At 53.1% G+C, this 15,884-nt stretch carries 7 protein-coding genes; 1 reads left to right on the top strand and 6 read right to left on the bottom strand.

Features of this window, described 5'->3' with window-relative positions; translation table 11 throughout:
- Positions 1–55 precede the first annotated feature (55 nt).
- The 6 genes from M3194_RS19850 to M3194_RS19875 form a co-directional block, all read right to left on the bottom strand.
- On the bottom strand, positions 56–5,683 hold the full coding sequence (locus tag M3194_RS19850; protein ID WP_251655821.1) for a carbohydrate binding domain-containing protein: 5,628 nt from the start codon (positions 5,681–5,683) through the stop codon (positions 56–58).
- Between the two features lie 34 nt (positions 5,684–5,717).
- Complete coding sequence (locus M3194_RS19855) at positions 5,718–6,542, bottom strand: carbohydrate ABC transporter permease (protein WP_251655822.1); 825 nt, start codon at positions 6,540–6,542, stop codon at positions 5,718–5,720.
- A gap of 3 nt (positions 6,543–6,545) precedes the next feature.
- Entirely contained in the window at positions 6,546–7,430 is an 885-nt protein-coding gene (locus M3194_RS19860) for a carbohydrate ABC transporter permease (protein WP_251655823.1), read from the bottom strand.
- A 95-nt stretch (positions 7,431–7,525) separates the two neighbouring features.
- Complete coding sequence (locus M3194_RS19865) at positions 7,526–8,881, bottom strand: ABC transporter substrate-binding protein (protein ID WP_251655824.1); 1,356 nt, start codon at positions 8,879–8,881, stop codon at positions 7,526–7,528.
- A gap of 347 nt (positions 8,882–9,228) precedes the next feature.
- Positions 9,229–10,791: a response regulator gene (locus M3194_RS19870; protein ID WP_251655825.1), complete on the bottom strand. Its 1,563-nt coding sequence runs from the start codon at positions 10,789–10,791 to the stop codon at positions 9,229–9,231.
- Complete coding sequence (locus M3194_RS19875) at positions 10,792–12,585, bottom strand: cache domain-containing sensor histidine kinase (protein WP_251655826.1); 1,794 nt, start codon at positions 12,583–12,585, stop codon at positions 10,792–10,794.
- Positions 12,586–13,039: 454 nt separating this feature from the next.
- Between M3194_RS19875 and M3194_RS31490 the strand changes: the two genes are divergently transcribed.
- The gene (locus M3194_RS31490) at positions 13,040–15,823 is read left to right on the top strand and encodes a carbohydrate binding domain-containing protein (RefSeq protein WP_251655827.1); all 2,784 of its coding nucleotides are present in this window, start codon (positions 13,040–13,042) and stop codon (positions 15,821–15,823) included.
- The last annotated feature ends 61 nt before the right edge of the window (positions 15,824–15,884 follow it).

A 15,884-nucleotide genomic window follows, 5' to 3' on the forward strand; every position in this document is an offset into this window, starting at 1 on the left:
CTCCCTTGTCTCTATTATAAAAAGGCGCCATAGGATGGCGCCTTTTTATCCTTCTTTATTTCAGTAATCTGTCGAGCAGGCGCGCCAGGCCAACTGCCGCTTCGGCACGGGTAACTTCCTTATCCGGCGCAAAGTTTCCATTGCCGACGCCATTCATCAGACCGGAGGAAAAAGCCTTGTTGACCGCCTCCAGCGCCCAGTCGGAAATTGCATCGTTGTCGTTATATTGGTGTCCGCCAGATGCATCAACTTTTCCAAGCTTGAGCTCATAAGCCCGAATCATGAGTGCCGCCATCTCTTCCCGGCTGATCTTGTCGCCGGGAGCGAACGTATCCGCATCACGGCCATGAATCAAACCGGCCTTCGCGGCTGCCGCTATCGCACCCGCATAATAAGCATCTGCGTTTACGTCCGTAAACGGCAGGCTGTCTGCAGCCGGCAGTTCAAGCACTTTGGCCAGAATCACAGCAAACTCACCGCGTGTGATGGATCGATTCGGGGCAAAATGCTCCGCATCCGTACCATTAATAATCTGCAGGGCAGCCAGCTGCTGCACCGCGGCGCTTGCCCAGGAATCGGCAGGAACATCGGCGAAATGCTTCGCTTTTGTCAGCACCGTATAGCTGCCCGATTGATTAATCAACGTGCGGATGACCGTTCCTTCCTTATTCGTGCGGCCGCCGGCATAGGTCCATCCGCCATTAGCTCCACTTACGTAAATACCCGCAAGCTTCGGATTCAGACCTCCGCTTACCGGAAGCTGCAACAACACAGGATACGGCCATTGCTTCAACGCTTGCTTGCTGCCAGCCGCAGTCCAGACGCCAACCTGGATATCGTATACGGTCCCCGCTGCCTTCCATTCTTCACCCGGTGCTTGAAGAACGGCCGGCCCGTTTGTGCTGACCAGCGAGATATAAAGGCTTGCTCCCCCCTGCCCGCCTGAAGCGAGCAGCTTAGACGCTGCCTTCAGCGCATCGGCGCCTACGGTGATGATCGCATCGCCAAACTTAACTTGCAAATCGCTTTGCCCAAGCAGCTCTCCTGCCTGCAGCGGCAGCTTGAGCGTCGTAACGCCAGCCGGGGCTTTGAGCTCAACCGGCCCTTGGCCAGTTGGTTTGAGCTGGCCGGCCGTTACCTCCAGAACGGTCTTATCCTGAGGTGTCCCCGGATTGGATGGACTGCCAGGATCGGTTGGTTCTGTAGGGTCAGTTGGATCCGTGTTACCTTGATACAAGCCAATGGAATCAAAGTACAAGGCGCCTGAACCAACCGTACCTTCTCCCTGATTCACATAAAGCGAGAACTCGGAGATCGCGTTAAGATCCAGCGTGCCGTTACCCGCCGTGTTCCAAGGAGCATGCACAAACTCATCAAACGGCATTTTCAGTACTTTTGCTGTCGTGCCCGTCAGAGTAACGTAATACTCCCATGTCTCCCCGTCGGACTCCTTGAATTGAACGACCAGCTTACGGCCGGAGCCATCCGGCGTGAACCAGAAACGGATGCCGTCCTCGCCGGTCCAGTCAGCCAGACCAAGCAGCTTTGTCGCTCCCGCGAAGTTCGTTGCCGCACTCGGATACGAGTACTCGTACTTCACTCCGTAACGTCCGCTTTCCTTATGCTCGGCGTCCGGCGTCATCGTCAGGCTTCCGCCCCATGGGTTGCGCGCGTAAGCCTGTAAGGCAATCAGCTCGCGGCCGTCATAGTAATCGAAGTTGTCGATAACCGGAATCGTCGTCAGCCCAACATCGTCCAGGCTCACCGAGTAGGCACCTGCGGAGCCGCTGCCCTTATTCACGTAGATGGAATATTCCGCTACGCCGGACACATCCATAACGCCATCGCCGGTAGACCATTTGGTACGGGTTAAGCCTGCTAGCGGAATCGTAACCAGTTGCTCCTCCGTTCCCGCCATGCTAACCTGTGCTTCCCAAATATCGCCGTCCGTCTCTTTGAACTGGAAGGTCAGTCCATGGTTCGCGCTGTTTGGCAGCATCCAGAACTGAACCGCATTTCCGCCCTGCGACCAATCCATGGCGCCAAGCGCCTTGTTCACTCCGGCATAACCAAGAGCATCAGTCAGCGTGTAATCCAGCTTCAGAGCGTAGCTTCCGTTCTTCTTCCAAGCGGAATTCAGTGTTGCCGCAATCGCATCGCCGCTTGTATTGCGCACATAAGCCGCGCCAACAAGCGATGAGGAGCCTTGATAATACTCAAACGTATCAATATCCTTCAGCTTTGCTGCCCGGATATCGTCCAGATAGATAGCACCGGTACCGGCTTCTCCGGCACCTCGGTCCACGTACACCGAAAATTCTGCTATAGAGCCGATATTTAACTTCTCGTTATCCTTGTGACTCCAGCTCGGCATTGCAAACAGATGGAAAGGTACGCTTACCGTCCGCGGAGACGTTCCGGAAGTTGCAACCTTCGCCTCCCAATACTCGCCGCTCGTTTCCTTCACCTGCACCGTAACGCCCCTGCCTTGACCATCCGGCTCGAGCCACAGCTGAATGCCGTTATTGCCGGTCCAGTCGATTCCGCCAAGCGATTTGGTCACTCCGCCAAACCCTTTGCTTGATAAGTCGTAAGCAAGCTTTAATCCCTGCTCGCCTTCACTCTTATGTCCGGCATCCAGGGATAGCGTTATTGGACCGCCATCCGAATTTACCTTATAACTTCCGGCCAGCTTGGCATTATCTCCGCCGTAACCTTCGAAGGTATCAATCGTTGGCAGGCGATAAAGCTTAATATCATCAATAATTAGGGCCGTATCGCCGGCCGGTCCGTCAAAATACAATCCAAACGACGAGGCTCCGCTTAAATCAACAACTCCGTTGCCTTGGCCGGCGTGGCTGTTCTTCCACCATTCCGGTATGGCGAATCGGCTGAACGGCAGTTGAACCAGCACCGGCTCATTGCCGCTGATGCGGGTATCGGCCTTCCAAACCTCATTTTGCGAGGCCATTCCTTCGGTCAACTGCAGGGAGATGCCCACATCCTTGCCGCCCGGATTAATCCACAGCTGAATGCCGCTGTTGCCCGACCAGTCGGCGCCTGCCAGATCCTTCTCCATGCCGCCCCAGCCTTTGCTGAGGTCGGTCGACAGCTTCATGGCGTAGGCGCCATTCACTTTGCCTGCCGTATCCAGCGTCAGCGTGACCGGCGAGCCGTCCTGGTTTGCTTTGTACGCTGCGCGCAAGGCATTATTTGAACCTGTATATCCTTCAAAATCATCGATAATCGCGGATTTGACGTTATTCGCCGGAGGATCCAGCTTCGCGCTGCCAACCCCGATCTGCAGACTGCTCACCTGCGGATTCCAGCGCTGATCCTTATGGCTCTCAGGCACGACGGGGAACTCAAACTTCACATAGCGCGTACCTGCCGGAAGCTGATAAGCAATATATTCCGTCTTCGCCCAATAGCCCTCGCCCATCTTGCTCGACTTCACGACATTCGTGAACTCGGCATAATCCGTGCCGTTTGCCGAGGTGTAGAATTTGAAGTCAGGCAATACATAATCGGCCGGATTCTGCCGCGCATACTCGTAGAATTTGAAGTAGTTCATATCGCCGTCCGCTTTATAGGCGAACCACTCATGCTCATTTGACGTACGCGACAGACGCTTCGTATCGCCGCCGTAGTACTCCGGCGAATCCGACGAAATACCAAGGTTTAACGACTTCGAATCTATCTTTAGAAAGTTGTTCAAGTCATCCGTCAGAATGCCGTCCTTGATGCTGCCCTGCTGCACGGAATCCGGGAAGGTCAGCGCCGTTCCGTCATGCTCATATTCAATTACAACCTTGCCAAGCTGACCTGCCGCCGATGCTGCCGGATAGTCAATCTGCAGCAGCTTCACGCCAGCGGCCAGCTCCCCTGTCGTATAGACCCGCTTCTTCCAAGAGCTGCCCGACTCCGCTGCTTCCGTATCAACCGGCTCAAACGCCGATCCATCGGTTGAAGCAGACAGACTAAAGTTCTGGTCACTATGCGCTGAAGCCACATAGCCTTCTACTTTCACCGACAGCACCTTTGCCGGCGTGCCATCACCATGAAGCGGGATCGCATATTGCACGCTTTGCTGCTCATCTGTCGCCAGTGCTTTCAGACGGGAGACATCCCCTCCAAAAGCGTTTGGATCACGGCTTTCATATTCGAGATCCGAGGTATGGCTGTAAAGCTTGCTGAAGTTGCGCATCTCATCTTGAATCACATGCTTTGCAACAACCGGTCCAACAACGGCCGATGGTGCCGATTCGCCTGCGCTATTCTTGGCGGTTACCCGGTAATAATAAGACTCGCCTGTCACGGCCGTTGTATCATTAAACAGCTGTGATTCCGTCGGAACGGCGTCATAGACATTCTCGCCAACCGTCACCCAGCCGCCATCCGGCTGCGCGGAACGCTCCAACCGGTAAGACGAAGCACCTACCGAACCAAGCCAGCTAATAGTCGAGACGGAATCAACCGGCAGCATTTCGGCGGCTTCCGGCTTCTCCAGTGCCGGCGGTTCACTGATGCCGCGGATCTCAAATGCTTTATCCCGCAGCGTTTGGAGCATATTCGTCTCATCAAAGCCGTCGCCGGACGGGAAGCCCGGCCACCGGTACGCTCCGTAGAAGACGCCGTTAAACGTGGACTCCGTATGCGGATAGAAGCCGCCGTCCCGGCTATGATAACGCAGGCTCCAGATCATGGCGCCGGATGTGCCGTTCTCGATCGCGTTATCGAGGAAGGCACTCAGCTCATTGGTTGGCTTGAAGCCAAATTCTCCAACGATAAACGGCTTTTTGCCCGCCGCTTTATTCCTATCGACATTCACCTGGGAAGCATAACTCGGATAATGATCCGGATAGTAGTGATTGGATACGATATCGATGGCATCATCGGTCAAAGAGGCATCGTCGATGCCGTATTTGCCGTCCAGCACCAGATGGTTGCCGTCGAGGCTTTTGATATAAGCTGCCATATCATGCGTCCATGTCGACGATTGAGGTACCAGCTCATTGCCGGTCTCCCAGGCTAGAATCGTTGGATCGTCCTTGTAAGCAACGCCGGTGAACGTATTCACGCGGTTCAGGGTATAGTTAATAACCGATTTGAAGTCCGCGATCAGCTGCGGATCAGTCCAGAACGCATCCTTGCTCTTGCCGCGGAAGGCCGCATATTCCGTAATCCCGCCCTGCCATTGATATTGGTCAACAAACGGCAGCAGCAATTTAATGCCGTATTCGCCGGCCAGCTGGATCATTTTATCGTAAGCGACAAACGCATCTTCATTAAAGATCAGCTTATCGTCCGAGCCCACGCCCATAATGTGGCGCACCATATCGGAAGGATCATCGGCTTTGCGCACCGACAGAACGTAAGGCCGCGTTACCGTACCGCCCATCTGGACAAGGGTCTTGAACGCGTCCTCCTGTTCCCACTCGCTTGGCGTCCGCCAATAAATATCCTCTACCATCGACAAGGTTGGCACGTTGGCCGAAATAAACCGGAATTCCTGTTCGCCGTCCATCAGCTTGTCGCCGCTGCGCGTAATGAAGGAAGCCGCAGCCGCAGGGGCCGCGCCTTCCTCCGCATACGCCTTGGAACCTTGAATTCCCGGCAAGCAAGCGGAAGCCGCAACAAGTACGGCAAGGCTCAGCGAAAGCATCTTCTTGCGTATAAACATAAGTCCACTCCTTCAAAGGTAATAGTGACTCAGGTTATTTGACTGAACCGCTGACGATCCCCGAGAAAATGTAGCGCTGCATGATGAGATACAGGATAGTCGTCGGAATTAGAATAATAAGCAAGGCCGCACACACTACGTTCCACTGCGCGCTGTTGACGCCAACGAAGTTCATGAGCCCCGTCGAGACAACCCGCAGCTTCTGCGACGGCATGTACAGGTATGGAATGTACATATCGTTGTAGATCGAGATGCTCTTCAGAATAATTGCCGTGGCTGTTGCCGGAGCAAGCAAAGGGAAAACAATCGAGCGGTAAATGCGGAAGAGCGATGCGCCTTCAATCATGGCATTTTCGTCAAGATCGTAAGGAATATGGCGGATAAACTGCAGGTACAGGTAGATCTGAACAACATCCGTCCCGATATACAGCAGCACCGGACCATACAAGGAATTAAACAGACCAAGCTCTTTAATGATGCCGAAGGTCGCCACCTGCGTGGTGACGGACGGGATTAACGTTGCCGCAACGTACGCGCCAAGAATCCAGGATTTCAGCTTGAAATTAAACCGCCCGAGCGCAAACGCCACCATCGTCCCCATCAGCACATTGCCCAGAACGGACAGGACGAGAATCGTTCCCGTGTTCATAAAGGCGTTCAGCATATCTCCGCGGTGGAACACCGTCACGAAGTTGTCGAGATAAGCAAACGAATTCGGGAAGTCGAAGACGCCGGATTTGGCGTATTCGTCATTGCCCTTAAACGCGTTCAGGATGACGACATACGGCGGGAAAAGAATAACGAACACCGCTGCAAGCAGCACCGCGTATTTCAGTACGTTAGCCAAAGTACGGGACATTTGCTATTCCTCCCCCCGCAAGATCAGCTTGCGCTGCACAAAGATAACAAGCACCACGATAAACAGCAGCACCATCCCCATCGCCGAAGCAAGCCCGTAATTACTGAAGTTGAAGGCCGTCTCGACGGTCTGCGTGACAAAGGTCTGGCTCGCGCCGGCCGGTCCGCCCTTGGTCATAACAAACGGCAGATCGAATACTTCAAGCGCCCCGCTGACCGTAAGCAGCATGCTGAGCTCCACGATCTTGATCATGCTCGGCCAGGTAATGTAGAAGAACGACTGGTGAGGACCCGCTCCGTCAATTTTTGCCGCTTCGTACAGATCGCCTGGGATGGATTGCAGCGCTCCTAAGTAAATCACCATATTAAAGCCCATGAACTTCCACATGGAGATAAAAGCAAGCGAGTAGTTAACGATACCGGCATCTCCAAGCCAGCTTTTGATCCATGATTCCAGTCCAATAGAAGTAAGCAGCGCATTAAGCGAGCCGTTCTGAGCGTCATAGACATAAGTGAACATATAAGCAATCGCAACGCTGTTCAGAATATAAGGCAGGAAGAGAAGCACGCGGAACGTGTTGCGACCTCTTAAGCGCGAATTCAGCAGCACCGCGAAGAATAAGGCAAGAATGTTCTGGGCAATCCCGCCTATGAAGTACACGAAGTTATGGGAAAGCACCTTGAACATATCCGCGTTCGTGAATATTTCCTTATAGTTGCTGAAGCCCACCCAAGCCTTCGCCGGGCTGTAGCCGTCCCATGAGGTAAAGCTAAGCCAAGCCAGGTAAAGCGCCGGGTAGAAGGAAAATACCGCAAGCAGCAGCAGCGGAAGCGTGAGAAAAGAGAATAATATGACATAGCGCTGTACCTTGTAACTCATTGCAAACATCGGCAACCCTTCTTTACTCCTTGATAAGGAGGAAGAGAAAACGTTATCGATTCCGCCGATAAGCATCTTCTCTTCCCGTTGACCTGCTATTAACCTTATTTGCCTACTGAAGCCTTCGCGTCTTTCCACTTCTTGTTATAGGAATCAAATACGGCCTTCATGTCTTTCCCCATAATCGCGTCTTGGGCAAAAGCGCTTGTGTCGAACTGCATTTTGTTCGCGATCGCCAGGTAATCATCGTTCTCTGCGGCCATCTCGATCACTTTCGGATTTGTTGCCATGAATTCATTCAATTGAGCAAGCTTAGGCTTCTTGTCTTTCAGGACAGGAATGAAGCCTGCATAGTCGTCATAACCGGATTCTTCAATAAGGAATTTAAGGAATGCTTTTGCTGTCTCCGGATTTTCGCTGTTCTTATCAACACCGTAGTAGTAGTCGGAAGCCAGAATGACCTTCGCTTCTCCGCTGTTATCAAGCGGCAATGGGAAGAAGCCAACATCTTCGGCTGCCGCGCCGTTATCCACGACTTGCGGCACTACCCAGTTGCCGAGCAGGAACATCGCGATTTTGCCGGAGGCTACGTCTTTCTTCGAGCCTTCCCAATTCGTCGACATCAGGTCCTTCTCCACGTAACCGCCGTCCACCATTTTCTTCAGGATGGAGAACGCCTGCCAGTGCGGACCGTCAACCGCAAACGGCTCATCCTGCGTAGCCATCGTATTATGCAGGGACGGGTCGCCCGCGAAAATAAACGCTTCCTGATCCCAGCCGTACAGCGGCCATTTGTCTTTAAAGTTCGTTGCGAGAGGGATAATGCCCGCTGCTTTCAGCTTCTCGGCTGCCGCGTACAGCTCGTCGAGCGTTTTCGGCACTGCCGTAATGCCGGCTTGCGCGAATGCTTTTTTGTTATACGTTACGCCCATCGCGGCACTGCCGGAGGAGATTCCGTACAGCTTGCCGTCCTGACTGCGGTTGTCTTTGAAGTAAATGCGGTCGTTTAAGCCCAGATCGTCCAGCGGCAGGTAGAAGTTCGGGAGATCCGAGTTTTTCACCGTGCCCGGAATCAAGCTGATGTCGGCGAGTTCATTGGATGCCATGCGAATTTTGGTCGTTTGGTCATAATCCTTAATCGCTTCGATCTCAACCGTTGCATCCGGGTATTTCTCGTGGAATTTGGCTGCGTAGTTCTTGAGCTCGGTATCCACGAGGTCCGTCCGGTTCGTTGTGAATACCACCTTGCCCGCAATCTTTGGAGCAGCCGGCTCCTCGCTGGCCGCTGCGTTTGTTGCTGCTGCGTTACCCGACGTATTCGTTGCGGCAGCGTTATCTGTCTTATTGTTGCTCGCTGCCGGAGTACCTTCGTTGTTGCCGCTATTAGAGCCACACCCTGCTGCCATTGTCATTGCGAGGCCCAGAACGGCCATAGTGGAAATGAACTGCTTCTTCTTCAAACCCGACTCCCCCTTGATATGTGGTGAATGCGCTTACTTACAAAACCGATTATAGAGAAAGCGCCTTCATAATTTAATGTCGCGTTTTTTTGTTTATGGTCTTCTTTTTGGATCTTATAACTTTAGGGGGACCATTCTGGCAATGGCGCGCAGAAAGCTAAGCTTACGCTTCCGATGTACTTTTCTGGGAGTAGTTCCTCGCAGAAAAGTTAAGCTATGCTCCCGAAGTACTTTTCTGCGAGTAGTCTATGCTTTCGATGTGATTCCTCGCAGAAAAGTTAAGCTATGCTCCCGAAGTACTTTTCTGCGAGTAGTCTATGCTTTCGATGTGATTCCTCGCAGAAAAGTTATAAATTCCGATATTCCTTTGGCGTGATGCCAACCATCTTCTTGAATACCTTATTGAAATAGATCGAATCCGGGTAGCCGACCTGCTCCCCAACCTCATAGACCTTCAGGTCCAGCCGCTTCTTGAGAAGCTCCTTCGCCTTCATCATCCTCAGCTGCAGGACATATTGCGTAATCGTCTGCCCCATCTCCTGCTTGAAGAGCGTGCTGAGATAGCTCGGATTAAGGAAGACCTTCTCCGACAGCTCGGTCAGCTCAAGGTCTTTATCATAGTCCTGCTGTATCAGCTGCTTAACCGTCTCAATAACCCGGTTGCCGCCTTCCTTGCGCAGCGAAGCCAGCCGATATAAAGACAGCTCCAGCAAATGCAGAATCCGTTCTTTCAGCTCCGTTACGTTGAAGAAGTCGGCAACGGACTGGTAGACGCCAACACCGGGCGGTGTCAGCTTTACCAGCTCGTCGAGCAGCCCGTCAACCTTTTGCACGGCGGTATACAGCAGATTCGCCATGAACTGCACAAGATCCGCATAAGGCGGTCTGACCCGCTCCATCTCCACGAACATCTGCTGAACGGCCGTCCCGATTCCGTCGGCATCAAGCCGCTCCAATGCCCGCGAGAACTCTCCCTCCATTAAGGAGGTGAAGAAAGCCGGGTCAACCGGCGCGTTATGCCCTTCTTTGGCCGTAACAATCGCAAAGGCTTCCCTTTTATAAATACCGGCATACGATAAAGCCAGCGCCTCCTGATACGCGCCGATTGCCGCGTCGCCTCCCTGGAATGCGCTGCTGATGCCGACGACAAACTTGCCTTTGGCGGCAAACTGCAGGTCATTCATCATGCAAAGGGCAGTTTTATGCGCCAGCCTGCCCGTCTCCTCATCCTTCGCCGAAGGAACGAGGAGCGCAATAATCTGCGACTCCATCGCCACGCTCTCAAGCCCCGTGGAGGCCATCGTTCTTCCCCATTCCAGCAGCTGTTCCTTCATGCCCTGATTCGATGCCCTGACGGCCAGTACGGCATAAGACTGCTCAAATAAAGCCGCCGATCCCGGTACAATCCCATTTGCGGATAATGATGCCTCCTTATCCCCGCCCAGCAGTCTGCGCAGCTGCTGCTCCCGCAGCAATAGGTCGCTCATCTGCGCTTTTTTGCTCAGAAGCTGCTCCTTTTCCTTTTCCTGCTTCGCGGCCTTCAGTTCCTCGTGAATATGCGTCAGGTTGGCAAGCAGCTCTTCCTTATCAACCGGTTTAATCAAATAGTCCTTCACGCCATACTGCATCGCGGTGCGCGCATAATCGAAATCGTTGTAGCCGCTTAGGATCAGGCATCGCGTGTCCGGCAGCCGGCGTCTTAGCTCCTCTATAAATTGCAGCCCGTCCATATAGGGCATCTTGATATCGGTAATGACGACATCCGGCGTCAGACGGTCCAGCTCCTGGGAAGCCTCGAAGCCGTTCGAGAAGCTGCCCACAACCACGTACTCCTCATTCAGCTTGGATATAATCTTCTCCAGCCCGCGGCGGATCAAATCTTCATCGTCGATAATCATAACGCTCAGCATTTAGCGGTCACCATGCTTTCTCGGAAGTTTTAAATAAACGGTTGTTCCTTCTCCCCACTTGCTCTCAATCTCGAGGCCGTACAGTTCGCCGTAATGCAGCTTGATCCGTTCATTCACGTTGCGCAGTCCTACCCCGGTCTTCGAGCCTCCTGCCTCTCTTGTTCCGTTCATCGATTGCCGGAGCAGATCCAGCGTCATGCCGTCCATGCCCGCTCCTTCGTCTTTAATGGAGAAAATAATAAGCTGCTCCTTCAGCTCGGCGGACAAGCGGATGGATACCTCGTTTGGCTTGCCCTCCATGCCATGGAGAATCGCGTTCTCGACAATAGGCTGGAAGGTCAGCTTCATGACCGAGAGGGTCATCAGCTCCTGCGGAATATCGAAGGTCACGACAAACCGATTGCTGAACCGGTAGCGCAGCAGCTGCAGATACCTCTCGAGATGCTGAAGCTCCTCCTTCAGCTCGACCGTCTCCCGTCCCCGGTTAATGCTGTACCTAAGCAGCTTGCCAAGCGTAAAGGTCATCTCCGCTACTTCCTCGTCATCGTTAATCTCGGCGGTCATGCGAATGGTCTCAAGCGTGTTATATATAAAATGAGGATTGATCTGGCTCTGCAGCGCCTCCAGGTCCGCTTCCTTCTTGCGGGATTGAATGACATAGATTTCGGAGATCAGCTCCTTCATCCTCCTCAGCATCCGGTTGAACTCGGTGCCGAGAATGCCAACCTCGTCCTTCTGCTTCACGTCAAAGCTGACGTCCATATTGCCGCCTCGCACGGTGCGCATCAGATCTGTCATCTGGCGGAGCGATCTCGTCATCATGAAGGCCAGCACGACGGAAACAAGCAGCGCGAAGCTGATGATCCCAATCGTTGTTGTCAGCGTCACGTTCCGCGTCATCTGGGCATCGTGATGCAGATAATTAACGGGCACAAACGCGAAGATTTTCCAACCGGTATCCTTGGATACGGAATAACTGCATATATAGGAAACGCCGTCCACCACAACGTTAAAGTTGCCTTGATCTCCAACGGCTTTCTGAATGACCTCGTTGCCCGTAATATTGGTGGCCGTCAGGACATGATCGCTGTCGTAGGCCACGTTGTTCGCGCCGTCTATTATAAGCGTCTTCCCGTTCGTCACCGTGTTAAGCTCCTGCACGACGTCTTCAATGACCCGGATATCCGCGTCCACCGCGACAAAGCCAATAGTCTCCAGCGTGCCGATATCCCGGATGCTCCGCAGCACGGTGAACAAATATTGAGGAGTGCCGCTGGCGCGCATGACCCGCTGCGTTGGAATAATGACCGGATCGCCATTTCCCTTAATCGCAAGCCGCTTCCATTCCTCGTAATGGCTCATCATATCCTCCCGAATCGCATCGCTCTTGATCCGGTAGAACACGTTTCCGTAATTATCGTAGAGATACGCGGAATAGAGATTCTTCCGCATGCTGTCCAGAAGACCGATGTAGAAATCCATCTGGCGCTGCTTCTCCAGCGTCATCTCCTGATGGCTCATATATTGCTGCATGTCTACCGAGTAGAGCGGGATCTTGCTGACGGTCTTCATATCCTCCAGGTGGCTGTCCAGATTCATCTGCATATTGCCGATCAGCTCGGTAACATAATTTTTCGTGTTCTTATTAATAGATTGGATATAGTTCTGATAGGAAATAAACCCCGTTGCCGAGATAGGAATAATGATCAGCACGACGAATACCATAATCAGTTTCTTCTGCATGGTCATGCTGCTAAACCCATTAAAATGGAAAAAGCCACGTCCAATATTCATTTGCGCCGACCCCTGTTCTATCTATTATGTAAGCGTTTACTGTGATTCTGACACAGAGCTCGGCGAGCTGGCAACCTTTTCTTCCTGTAAATCGGCAAGGCCCTAAACAGAATGCAATAAACCTAAAAATTAGCCAATAGTCACGGGGCTGCCGAAGGCGTTAGATTAGTAGCACGCGGCATGCGTATTTGATGCGGGAAGGAGGTTAAGCGTTTACATTTTGTCCCAGGCTTCGCGTGCCGCCCATGCTTTCGATGCAAGAATTGCTAGAAACGGCAACCCTGCCGTTAAAATCCACAATTCTTTAAGCTCATGCTTTCGATGTAAGAATCATCACGAATGGCCAAGAAGGCCATTTGGGTGACAATTCTTTAAACTCATGCTTTCGATGCAAGAATTGCTAGAAACGGCAAGCCTGCCGTTAAAATCCACAATTCTTTTAGGAGGTAATAATGTGATCACTACCCGATTCCGCATGCTCTCCTACTCACTCGCTTTATTGCTCGCTTTTATGTCTTTATTAGCCGTTGTTGGTCCTCCAGCGAAAAAAGCTTCCGCCGCCGTATCCGGCTTTGTTACCCGCTCCGGCAGCCAGCTTATGTTAAACGGTCAGCCTTTCCGTTATAGCGGACCTAACCTCTACTGGATCGCTCTTGACGAGAACCCTACTGATTTCCCGACACCATTCCGTGTAAACAACGCGCTTGAAACGGCTAAAGAAATGGGCGCAACCGTTGTCCGCTCCCATGCCGCCAATGCTTTCGGCTGCGCCAAATGTATTATGCCAACGCTTAATACATACAACGAGGAAGCCTTCCAAAAGCTTGATTATGCCATTAAGGCAGCCGGCGACCATGGACTTCGCCTCGTCCTGCCGCTCATTGACCAATACGACTATTATCACGGCGGCAAAAAATCCTGGACCCGCTGGTTCGGCTATCCCGATGACGGAATCAGCTACACTGGCTACGAATTCTACTATAAGCCGGAAATTATCAGCGCCTTCAAGCAGCATCTGAATGTCCTGCTTAACCGGACGAATACCCTTACCGGCATCAAGTACAAGGACGACCCAACCATCATGGCCTGGGAGACCGGCAACGAGCTGGGCTGGTACGACAACCCGACGGCGATGAAAAACTGGACGCAGGAAATTGCCGACTATCTGAAAAGCATCGACAGCAAGCACCTCGTCATGGATGGCACCTACGGCGTGAAGGATGCCCATCTCACCATCTCCAGCGTTGATATTTACAGCGACCACTTCTACCAATGGCCGGCTGTTGGCGCTTGCTGCAAAGGCTTGTCAGTCACTCAACTAAATACGCAGGCGGACAAAGTGCAAGCCGCCGGCAAAGCGATGGTTGTCGGCGAATTCGCCTGGAACCTGGAGACCTACGGAACGCTTGCTAACTTCCTGTCCGCAATTGAAGCCCATCCGGCGATTGCCGGCAGTGCTTATTGGGCTCTGTTTGGACAAAAGGATGATTACGGCTACAAAGTGCACAACGACGGCTTCACGATCTATTATCCGGGCACTACGACAGATATGCGGGCCAAAGCCCAGCAGCTGCGCAATCACGCTTACGCCATGCGAGGTATAGCCGTTCCTGCCGCAGGCATACCTGGAGAACCGCTGATTACGGGCCATCAGGCCAGCGGCGGCAAGGTTCAGCTCAAGTGGAGAGGTACGGCGGCAGCCGACAAATATACGGTTGAGCGGGCAACCGCGGGAGCAAGCGGTCCATGGACCGTCGTGTGCAATCAATGCGCGACGGATAATGATACTCCTTGGACCGATCCAACATCCGTATCGGGTACAGCCTACTGGTACAAAGTGAAGGCACATAACCTTGCCGGCGTGGCTGGAGCTTACTCGCCTGTCTATGCCACCGGCGGAACGGCACTGCCCGCTCCGGGCGCTTTTACGCTAACTACTCCAGCGAGCGGTGCAACGAATCAAAGCGTGCTTCCGACATTTGCCTGGAATGCGTCCAACAACGCGGCAAGCTATACGCTTGTTGTAGCGGATAACAGCTCTTATACGAGCCCGGTTATTAACGCCAGCGGACTTACTTCAACCTCGTATACTCCAGGATCCGCATTAGCCTATAACAAGACCTATTATTGGAAAGTAACGGCCGTGAACGGTACCGGCTCCACAACCGCATCCAATGCCGGCCTTGCTTTCACTACAGCTGCTCAAGTGACCTCTCTTACGGTCGATTCGTTTGACTCTTATGCTTCGGACAGCGCGCTGCAAAGCGCCTACGTTCGCAACACGGACGGCGGAGCCTTAACGGTCACCAGAGATACCGCAAATAAAAACGACGGCACTTACGGCATGAAGTTTGCTTATACCATTGCGGCTTCCCCTGCCAACTTCGCAGGCGCAACCAAGCAGCTTGGCACCGCCGACTGGTCCGGCACAACCGGACTGTCGCTGTGGCTCAAGCCGGACGGTTCAAACCGCACTCTGACGATTCAGTTCAAGGAAACAAACGGCGAGCTTTGGGAAACGTACTACACCTTGTCCGGCACAACCGCCGGAGTCATTAATCTGCCGTTCAGCAGCTTTAACCATCCGGGCTGGTACAGCGGCGGCAACGGCATGAAAGACCTGAATACGATTAAGGAATACAGCCTATACGTCAATCAGGGATCGGGCACAACGGGCAGCAGCACGATTTACTTTGATTCTGTAACGGCGGGGCAAGTCGGGGGCACTACGCCTCCTCCAAGCGATGCGATCGACAGCTTTGACAGCTATGCTTCAAGCAGCGCGCTGCAAGCCGTCTATACCGCCAACTCTTCCGGCGGAGCGATTACGCCAACACTCGATACGGCGGTGAAGAGCGACGGAACAAATAGCATGAAACTAAGCTATAGCCTCACGACTGCAGCCAACTATGCAGGGGTGATCCATTCGATCTCCGCCAATTGGACCGGCAAGACCGGTTTATCCCTGTGGGTGAAGCCGGACGGCTCGAACCGGACGCTGACCGTACAGTTCAAGGAAGCCGGCGGCGAGCCTTGGGAGACCACATATGTGCTGTCGGGCACAACGGCCACAACCATCACGGTTCCGTTCACCAGCTTCAACCGCCCAAGCTGGTACATCGGCGGCAACAGCACGCGTGATCTTGGATCCGTCTCCGAGATCAACTTCTATATCAATCAGGGCTCCGGCAGCACCGGCAGCAGTACGATTAATATTGATGCGGTAAAAACGTATTAAGACGGTTAAATAGCAAAGGCCCCCTCGAGACGGCCGCGAGCCGGTTTGAGGGGGCTTTTTG

Origin of the sequence: Paenibacillus glycanilyticus (assembly GCF_023715145.1) — a bacterium.
Taxonomy (GTDB): Bacteria; Bacillota; Bacilli; order Paenibacillales; family Paenibacillaceae; genus Pristimantibacillus; species Pristimantibacillus glycanilyticus_A.

What these genes read in the sequence shown, in the direction of transcription:
- M3194_RS19850 (WP_251655821.1), bottom strand. Translation starts at nt 5,683, where the DNA reads ATGTTTATACGCAAGAAGATGCTTTCGCTGAGCCTTGCCGTACTTGTT.
- M3194_RS19855 (WP_251655822.1), bottom strand. Translation starts at nt 6,542, where the DNA reads ATGTCCCGTACTTTGGCTAACGTACTGAAATACGCGGTGCTGCTTGCA.
- M3194_RS19860 (WP_251655823.1), bottom strand. Translation starts at nt 7,430, where the DNA reads ATGTTTGCAATGAGTTACAAGGTACAGCGCTATGTCATATTATTCTCT.
- M3194_RS19870 (WP_251655825.1), bottom strand. Translation starts at nt 10,791, where the DNA reads ATGCTGAGCGTTATGATTATCGACGATGAAGATTTGATCCGCCGCGGG.
- M3194_RS19875 (WP_251655826.1), bottom strand. Translation starts at nt 12,585, where the DNA reads ATGAATATTGGACGTGGCTTTTTCCATTTTAATGGGTTTAGCAGCATG.